General features: G+C 43.0%; 6 protein-coding genes. 2 read left to right on the forward strand and 4 right to left on the reverse strand.

The annotated features are described in order from the left end of the window. Positions 1-63 precede the first annotated feature (63 nt). Positions 64-948 carry a LysR substrate-binding domain-containing protein gene (locus D9603_RS03335; RefSeq protein WP_128730111.1) on the reverse strand — a complete coding sequence of 295 codons (885 nt, stop codon included), beginning with the start codon at positions 946-948 and terminating at the stop codon, positions 64-66. 114 nt (positions 949-1,062) lie between these two features. Between D9603_RS03335 and D9603_RS03340 the strand changes: the two genes are divergently transcribed. Beyond that, positions 1,063-1,368, forward strand: coding sequence for a hypothetical protein (locus D9603_RS03340; RefSeq protein WP_128730113.1), 306 nt, complete (start codon positions 1,063-1,065; stop codon positions 1,366-1,368). A gap of 387 nt (positions 1,369-1,755) precedes the next feature. Then, positions 1,756-3,447 carry a hemolysin D gene (locus D9603_RS03345; protein WP_128730115.1) on the forward strand — a complete coding sequence of 564 codons (1,692 nt, stop codon included), beginning with the start codon at positions 1,756-1,758 and terminating at the stop codon, positions 3,445-3,447. 1,893 nt (positions 3,448-5,340) lie between these two features. Here D9603_RS03345 and D9603_RS03350 read toward each other — a convergent pair. The 3 genes from D9603_RS03350 to D9603_RS03360 form a co-directional block, all read right to left on the reverse strand. Then, on the reverse strand, positions 5,341-5,718 hold the full coding sequence (locus tag D9603_RS03350) for a hypothetical protein (RefSeq protein ID WP_241651566.1): 378 nt from the start codon (positions 5,716-5,718) through the stop codon (positions 5,341-5,343). Between the two features lie 21 nt (positions 5,719-5,739). Then, positions 5,740-6,510 carry a hypothetical protein gene (locus D9603_RS03355; protein WP_128730117.1) on the reverse strand — a complete coding sequence of 257 codons (771 nt, stop codon included), beginning with the start codon at positions 6,508-6,510 and terminating at the stop codon, positions 5,740-5,742. 193 nt (positions 6,511-6,703) lie between these two features. Further along, positions 6,704-9,448, reverse strand: a 2,745-nt coding sequence (locus tag D9603_RS03360; RefSeq protein ID WP_128730119.1) for a DEAD/DEAH box helicase family protein, incomplete at its 5' end; no start/stop codon positions are given.

A 9,448-nucleotide genomic window follows, 5' to 3' on the forward strand; every position in this document is an offset into this window, starting at 1 on the left:
TTCATAACACCGCTACTGCGCCTTACTACCGTCAAAGCAAACTGGCATTACCCAAAGTATAAGTTAAATACTTGTCCTTAATTCAGCCACTAGCCAATTTCGAAATGCCTTTAATTTTGGCCACTCAAAATGCCGTTCAGGTGCCACTAAGTAATAACGATATTCGCAAGGCCACGCAAAGTCAGGGTAGATCTCTAGTTGTCCAAGCTCCAAAGATTGGTTAACCAAACGTCGGCGCAATAGCGAAAACCCTTGCCCCGCCACCGTCGCTTGTTGTACCAATGCCGCATTATCTATTTTGAGGTTACTCACTGTATGCCCCATTAATCCAAGCTGATGATTTAATGCAAGCCAAGCCTTTTCATTATCGCGCCCTTCGTCATAGATAAAATTCAATTTAGACAATTGCATGCGAATGGGCTGACTTGGGTCTATTAACCCCGGGCGATACGCAATAACTAGCTCATCTTCTGCGAGTAGTTCACTTTTTAAACCTGGATAGTCACCTAAACCAAAGCGGATCCCTATATCAATATCATCTTGATGGAAATCGGCTAGCTGCTCTGTAGGGTCGATGCGTAACTGGTAGTTTGGCAACGCCTTATTAAAACTGGCCAAACGAGGTAATAGCCAACATGTCGCAAACGATGGCAAAACGGTAAGATTAATCGTCGACGGACTTGGATCGGCTTTAAGGGTTAATAAGCCCATTTCAACTTGGCCAAATGCTTTGTGTAAATAAGGCAGTAACGCGTGACCCTGTTGTGTCAGCATCACTTTCCTGGTTTGTCTTTCAAAGAGCAAAATACCCAGTTGTTGCTCTAATAGTCTGATCTGTTGACTCACCGCAGCTTGGGTAACAAATAACGCTTCAGCTGCCTGCTTAAAACCGCCAAGCTCAGCAGCGGTTTTAAAGTACCAGAGTCCTTTTAATGGCGGTGCTTTCATTCTAAACATACTTAACAAAAACTTAACTATAGTGCACAATTTCTCGTTTGTCAGTTTTATGAATACGCACAATACTTCTTAGCGTTTAAACCAGAGACGGAAGGAGTCTTTATCATGAAATACGCAATTATACTGGCATTTCCCATGGTTGTATTTTCATCGAATGCAATATCAACACCGGCCGAGAGAGTATTTACTGACGCAGGTTACCCTTATAAAAACTTAATTATGAAAGCGGAAAAAGTGGAGCTTGTTTATTCAGAAGAACAAGATAAAACCACATGTCAGGTTAATGTATACAGCGGTGATTTATTACATCAAGGAGAAGCCAAGGAGGTGCCCGCCAACAAGTTTTTACGTATGCCAGTGCAAAGCTGCCTTTCAAGGGAAAATGCCAAGCGTATTTTGAGCTTGTTGTAGTGCAAAACCCCACTTGAGTATAGCAAAACGAATACTTCAACCTCGAGTGTACTTATGGTCAGAGTCCGACTTTACCTGCAAGATACACTCATTTTTTACGGTATTAAAAAGTAAGAGTAAGTGCGTGGCATAGGATAATGACGTATTTTCTAAAGCCCACTAAAATAATTTTAAATAACGAAATAATAAAACAACACCATATTATGCGAAGCGATGACACCTAATCACATCAACCCCAAAACAAGCCCCACCAAATTTACAAATTAAACACCAAAAACACTTTAAAAATAAAAATTAAACTGTTGAAACATTTTAATCACAAACTATAATCGCCACCAATATAGAGCACCTGCACTATTTTTAGCTTTTAATTTTCAAGGAGTAGATATGAAAATAAAGCCGCTTGCGCTGGTATGTGGATTAGCGCTCACCTCATCTGTCAACGCATTTACACAATTTGGTGGCCAAGGTGTCATGCCTATGGGTCACGAATGGCTAACTCGAACCGCTGCACTTGAAGTGCTAGATGCCGAGCATGTCATCAGTCCAGATCCAAACGATCCACGCCATACATGGCGCGATGGTCTTGCAAAAAATATTTCGCTAAATACCGCACTTAACGAAGTGTCAAAGCTGCAAGCAAATCTAAACAACAACGCACTATATGAGCCAAGATATGATAGTGTAAATTCTGCCATTGTTGGGGAGCGTTGGGTTGATATTGCAGGTTTTAATGTCACCAATGCAAGCATTGATCCGACTGGTCCGAATTGTTTTAGCGCTGTCTCTCAAGAGCCTGCTGATATTCAACTTGACCATTTTATGCGCCGTTATGATGATATTGGTGGTCAAGGAGGTGTTGACGCCGCATATCGAGCTCAAAAACGCTTTATTCAACACTTTATTGATGCAGCGATGGCGGAAGAAAAACGCTTGAAGGTATGGGATGGCGGCGGTCATTCAGCGCTCACAGAAGTTGACCACAACTATTTTTTATTTGGCCGCGCTGTGCACTTATTCCAAGACTCGTTCAGCCCAGAACACACCGTTCGGCTACCGAATGACAATTATGAAAAAATATGGCAAGTCAAGGCGTATCTTTGTTCAGAAGGCGCAGAGCAACATAGTCACGATACCAAGGATGTCTTGGACTTTTCCAGTGGCGACGTAATTTGGCAGCCCGACACAAGATTAGAGTCAGGTTGGCAGTCATACCGAATTAGCAGCATGAAACCTGTGGCAATTGTTGCACTTGAGGCCAGCAAAGATCTGTGGGCTGCATTTATCCGTACCATGGCAACGCCAAAAGCACAAAGACGTGACATTGCCGAACAAGAAGCAAAACAGTTAGTTGACCACTGGTTATCTTTTGATGAAGCAGCAATGCTGGCTTGGTATCAAGACGAGGATAAACGCGATGGTACTTATGTGCTTGCACCGAATGAGACTGGAAAGGGAAAATCCTTAGCGGAATGTATGGCAGAGCTGAATGTGGGGACAACCAATCAAGCCGAACGTGTTGCTCAATTAGAAGCCCAACGCAACCAATGCTTATATAACATTGAAGCTGAGCCAGGCTATGAAGATTTAAACGATCCCCACCTTGATATTCCTTATAACTGGCGCTGGAAGTCAATCACTTGGCAAACGCCACCAGCGGGTTGGACATACCCACAACTCCGCCCAGATACAGGTAAGCAGGTTGCTATAAAATCACCAGTTAACAACCAGTTTATGGCTGCACAGACGCTCACAAATAATGCGCCCGTAACATTAAGCCAAAACGAGCCGCTAATGCTAACAGAAGTCACCAGCCCACAAGGTTACCACTACTACAGAAGTACAAAGGCACCGTCTTTGTTTTTAAGCTACAGCAGCAAAGCAAGTGGTTATTTAAAGTTAGTAGACTCGCCCAACCAAGCGATGTATTCGTTAATTTATCAAGGTGGCCTTTGGAACATCAAAAATGAATTTTGGCAGCAGTACATTTGGTTTAATCAAGCACAAGAGCGGCCAGAGCTAAACCGTCATGGCAAGCCAGAAAACTTAAACGCAAAATGGATGCTTGAAGCACTATAATTCCCCAACCAAACGGCTCTATAGCATCATTTTATAGAGCCTTTTATGCTTTTAATGTAGAGGGGGTTACACCATGTATTCAAGCCTACTAACTTAAAAAGGATCAAACCAATTAACACCGCATTTAAGGTTACAGATTGTAGTGGACACCTTATCGCCAGCCATAAAAAAAGACCCTAATAAATTAGAGTCTTTGGTGACAATGGTCACATGAGATTAGGTATAAACCAACGGATGTACCCGTTAGCTTGATGGTGACAGCGTCGTTATTTGCAAAATATCAAAGTGTTTTAGGCTGTTATTATTCTACTGCAAACACATTTATTCATTATGACGTAAAAATGAAAATGACCGCACCACCATAAAAAAACAATTTTTTAACAGTAACGTTGCGATGTGGCCGGTGTATAGCAAGGGCCGTTATAGCTATTAGAACCGCCTGCAATTTTATTGGTAACCAATTGGCTCAACATTTTACTATCAAGTTGTTTTATAACTTTTTTATTTAGGTTTAACGGTAACTTTTTATTGTTCATTTTTGTGTTTTTCCTTAGTGTCGATAGTTATAATATAACCATTTTATAAAGGAATATGGAAGTATAGGTACATTATCCTTTGGTCTAATGAGTAACATTATTTTAACTCAGAGGCGATGTGGTTCTACCGGGCTCTGTACAAACCGTAAAAATTTGTCATGTAAATTTGGGAAATGCTCAGCTAGCAACTTGCTCGATTCTTGATGGTTGAGCGATCTGCAACGCTCAGCTTCCCATTGATAGGAGCCACCTTTCGTGGCGAGCCATACAGCAAACATCGCGGAATAAATCTGCTCCCACCACAACAAACTCCGACAGGTAGGAGTCACTTTACGTGGCGAACCCTACAACACACATCGCGGAATAAATCCACTTCCACCACACCAGCCCACAGGTAGGAGCCGCTTTACGCGGCGATCCCTGCAACACACATCGCGGAATAAATCAGCTCCCACCACACCAACCCCACCGGTAGGAGCCACTTTACGTGGCGAACCATCCAGCAAACATCGCGGAATAAATTCACTCCCATCACACCAGCCCCACCGGTAGGAGCCGCTTTACGGCGATCCCTCCAGCAAACATCGCGGAATAAATCCGCTCCCACCGCAACACACTCCGACTGGTAGGAGCCGCTTTACGCGGCGATCCATACAGCAAACATCGCGGAATAAATCCGCTCCCACCGCAACACACTCTGACTGGTAGGAGCCGCTTTACGCGGCGATCCATACAGCAAACATCGCGGAATAAATCCGCTCCCACCACACCAGCCCCACCGGTAGGAGCCACTTTACGTGGCGATCCATACAGCAAACATCGCGGAATAAGTCAACTTCCACCACATCAGCCCACAGGTAGGAGCCGCTTTACGCGGCGATCCATACAACACACATCGCGGAATAAATCCACTCCCACCACAACAAACTCCGACTGGTAGGAGCCACTTTACGTGGCGAACCCTACAACACACATCGCGGAATAAATCCGCTCCCACAACATCAGCCCCACAGGTAGGAGCCGCTTTACGGCGATCCATCCAGCAAACATCGCGGAATAAATCCGCTCCCACCGCAACACACTCCGACTGGTAGGAGCCGCTTTATGTGGCGCGCTCTACAACACACATCGTGGAATAAATCCGCTCCCACCACACCAGCCCCACCGATAGGCGCCGCTTTACGTGCCGAACCAGCCAGCAAGCATCGCGGAATAGATTCACTCACACCACATCAGCCCCACCGATAGGCGCCGCTTTACGTGGCGATCCATACAGCAAACATCGCGGAGTAAATCCGCTCCCACCACAACAAACTCCGACTGGTAGGAGCCGCTTTACGCGACGATCTCTTGCCCACTATTCTTGAAAACCAATCCCTCGCACAACCTTTCGACGCTCCCAACCCCAACAAAGTGCCAAAGCAAACACACCACTTGCGTAGGTTACATACAAAGGCACTGAGGTGTCGGCATCCTCAGCATACATAAACACACTCGACATCACCCAAGCGGCACCTGCACCAATCAATAACCACACCGCCGCAGAATACAACTTATACACCGGCGCACTTATATAACCCGACAACACCACACAAGCCGCTGCTACACCGCCTATCACCGGTTTTTTCCACCAGCCCGCATACTCCGCCAACATTCCGGCCAAGGTGGCTGACACGATAAAAGTTACGACGACGATCATAATAGACAGTAAAAATTTAAGGGCTTGGTTCATCATTCACCTATACAAAACCGCAGACTACTGAATATAGTCTACAACCTTCATCGCTCTAAAATTGAGATGCTTTTCTTCATGATGTTCTGCATCCAGCACTACTGACAAGTACGGAGCAAACACCATTTTTTCATCCGATGAAAGCTCAAACTCCATTTTAAACATTCGCTTACTGCCCACTGGCACAGTAAAGTAATCAGAGTTATAACTACCATATCGCTTTTCACCTACATAATATGCGAGTAATCTAGCTTGACTATCTTTATGATCAATCGCATAACTTTTATTTCTAATTCTAAAAGCATTATCACGGGGAAGCAGGTTAATAGCGTAAAAGGAGCAAGTAAGATTTTTACCGCGCTTTTCACATCTATCTTTCTTTACTTCAAACCCCGCATAGTGTTGAAAAGTTTTGACGGGGCCATCGTATTCATTGTTGAACATAGAAAGGGATATCCAAGGGTCTTTTAGAAACATCCCTGCTGAAAAAAATGCTGCACATACAAAGACAGTTGAAATTGATTTTATGAATCTCCTAAAAGTGCTTAGTCCAGCTCGCTCAAATTGATAATACAAATAACTTATCATCACCACACTAAGCACCAAAATTGGTATAAAGCGGATCAAGCTACTACCAGAATAAAGCACGTAGGCCTTTGCTATCTCAACAATATCAGTTGCATAAGCACCAATGATAATACTGGTTATAAAAATGGTAAAAGCAACAAATTTATTAAATGAAAATAAAGCCGCTTTTTTTACTGTGTTGTGTTGTTGTGACGCTGAGCCATCCATTTGTTTACGTGTCCTAATTACTAAAGTTGTGAAATACAATCAAAGTTTTTATATATATATAAATAAATTTACAGTTCACTTACATGGAGTTCAAGCTATAACCTTTCACCCGCTCTGTTGACAGAGAAGCCTACCTGGTTGTTAAATCAATACCAGCTACCCTTTGACGCTGACAGCTCATATCCACCCTGCGTTAGTTCACTGAAGGTTTAAAAACTTCTCTCAACCGCGCAAACGTCACAAACTCATCGTTGGCTTCCATTACTGCATACTCTGGGTTTCTTGCCACAAGTAAGTAGGTTACTTCACCTTGCGCATTAATCTGTTTTTTTACATCTCGTAATAAAAATTGTTCGTCGCCAGCTGCGTCAAAGCGCTCGATAGCAATAATGGTATTTGTAATTGATCCCGCATTGCTTGATGTGATCCGCTCTAGTAATAACAAGTCTCCATCGAAGATAGGGTGTTTCCCACCATTCATTGAATTACCACTGGCATGAGCTAAGAAATGTTTTTCAGGGTCGACTTTTCCACACCTCGGTGGCGCAGGCACGAAGGACATTTCGCTGCAGTCTCCTGTTTTAAAGTGACCACAAGCAATTTTTAAATTAGGAAAATATGGCAGTTGTACCACGTGTTCCGCAACATCTGTGCTTTGTAGCTGGTTTGGTATCGCATCATCTGTCACCGTCTGTGTACTTTCGGGTTCGGCTAGCCTGTCACGTTTGGTATGAAGATATCTAGCAAGGCGATAGCGACTTAACTCCAATATACAGTCGGTCATTTGTTCAATATCTTGCCTTTTAACTTCAAGGTTTAGCTTGAACTGCGCTTCTTCAATGGATTGATTTGGTGCTTGTTCAATTGAAAACCAGTGGTGTGTTTTGCGCTTATGTTCAGGTTTTTTTGCTTCAGTGAAAGCGTTAATCGGATTATCGAACCAATAATTGAACCAAGCTTTACTACCTTTACTTTTGCTTCTGTCCTTTTCTGATATATCTAGCTTTCTTAACTGAGGATAGTGCAATAGCACATCATAACTCTTATCTGCCAACGCTCTCAATGTAGGAGGGTAAGCTATACCATCGAGCTGAACAAAGGCTTCAAGCAAAATGGCTTTAAAGCATTTTGTCATGTTGGTCACTTCGACACCCTCTTTTAAAAACACCTTGTAGGGCGCAAGCCACTTAGCTGAAATACGACTAACGCTCTTTGCTTTTACAACGAGTTCAAACCAACTTCCATAAGCCTTTACCTTCTTAAACTCACCATATTCATGGAAAAACTCACAAGCATCAGGCGCATGACCTAGTTGATCTGTTAAATTTTGATAATCATCAAGAGCCGTAGTTCGCTGTTCTTTAGCGAGTTGCCGCCAAAAGTCGGTAATTTCTAGGTCATAATTTACAAAACATCCTTCAGGTAGCTGAACTACTTGGTTATCTTTATTTAGTTTTGTAACTAAATCTCTAGGTGAGTGCGTAGCAAAAAGTGCATAAGGCTTGTTCAAAAAACTGTGGTGGTTGCCAATAAAATCTAAGACGACCAAATGCGTTTTCTGTTGATGGGTTCTCAGTCCACGGCCTAATTGCTGTAAGAATAAAACCTTAGATTCACTGGGCCTCAGCATCATCACAGTGTCGATACAGGGTAAGTCAGTGCCCTCATTAAACAGGTCAACACTAAAAATAATTTGTAGTTTTCCAGATGCTAAATGCGCTAAAGCCTCACTACGTTTTATGCTTGACTTTCCATGTACCGAAGCCGCGTCAATTCCCGCTTTTTTGAAGTAGTTTGCCATGTAGTCGGCGTGTGCGGTCGAAATACAAAATGCCAGCGTGCGTGTTTGCGCTAACTGTTTCCAGTGTTGTAAAGCATGCTTTGCCCTGTGCTCTGTGGCAAATTGGTTGTTTAGACTGGTTGGATCAAACTTGCCGTTACGCCAAGGAATTGCGGTATAGTCAACGCTTTTATCCCAAATACCATAGTAGTGAAACGGTGCGAGCGTTTTGGCGTCAATCCCCTGCACCATATTCCGCTCATAGACGAGGTTGTTGTCACATAAACTTAAAATATCGGCTTGGTCAGTTCGCTCTGGTGTAGCAGTTAACCCAAGTAAGAATTGCGGCTCAAAATAAGACAGCAAATTTCGGTATAATTTACTACTCGCGTGGTGAAACTCATCAACAATAATGTAGTCAAAGTAATCAGCTGCAAACTGCCTCAAACTCTCTGTTTTACCAATGCTCTGTATAGAGGCAAACAAAAAATCGGCATCACTTTGTTTTTGCTTGCCGGTATAAAACCCTGCGGTACAATCAATTAATCGTGCAAACGTTTTGGCCGCTTGCTTGAGAATCTCTTCTCTATGTGCCACAAATAGAACTTTTTTAGCACCTATTTGTTGAACATCAAAAGCAGCAAGCCATGTTTTGCCCATTCCTGTCGCTAATACCACTAAGCCTCTTTTATAGCTTTGTGCTCTTGCGTTATTCAGCTTTTCTAAAGCTTCTTGCTGTTCGACTCTTGGGCTAATTGGCTCAATACTTATGTCGTCATCGACATTATTGCTAACGGTTTTGAATTGTGGCTTCTTACGGCGCTCTTGATAGTGCTGTATCCATTGGTAGCTTAAACATACTGTTTGAGAGTGAGTAAATAAACTGGCAAACGCAGCCTTAAACTGCAAGAATGTTGCCTTGTTATTAGCACTGTGACTAGCTATAAAATCATGCCGAAAACACCACTCTAACCCTTGAGTTAGTGCCACTGCACTTATATTGTTTGAACCAATAAACGCACTACCCTCATAAATTTGGCCATCTTCACCTTTGGTTTTGGTGAAAATGTATGACTTCATATGGAAGCTTTCATTGCCACGAGTTTCATATACTCGCAGCTCAGCCCCTAAAGTATGTAGTCGCCCCTGAAACCAATT

It is taken from the genome of Pseudoalteromonas sp. PS5 (genome assembly GCF_004103255.1).
Classification (GTDB): domain Bacteria; phylum Pseudomonadota; class Gammaproteobacteria; order Enterobacterales; family Alteromonadaceae; genus Pseudoalteromonas; species Pseudoalteromonas peptidolytica.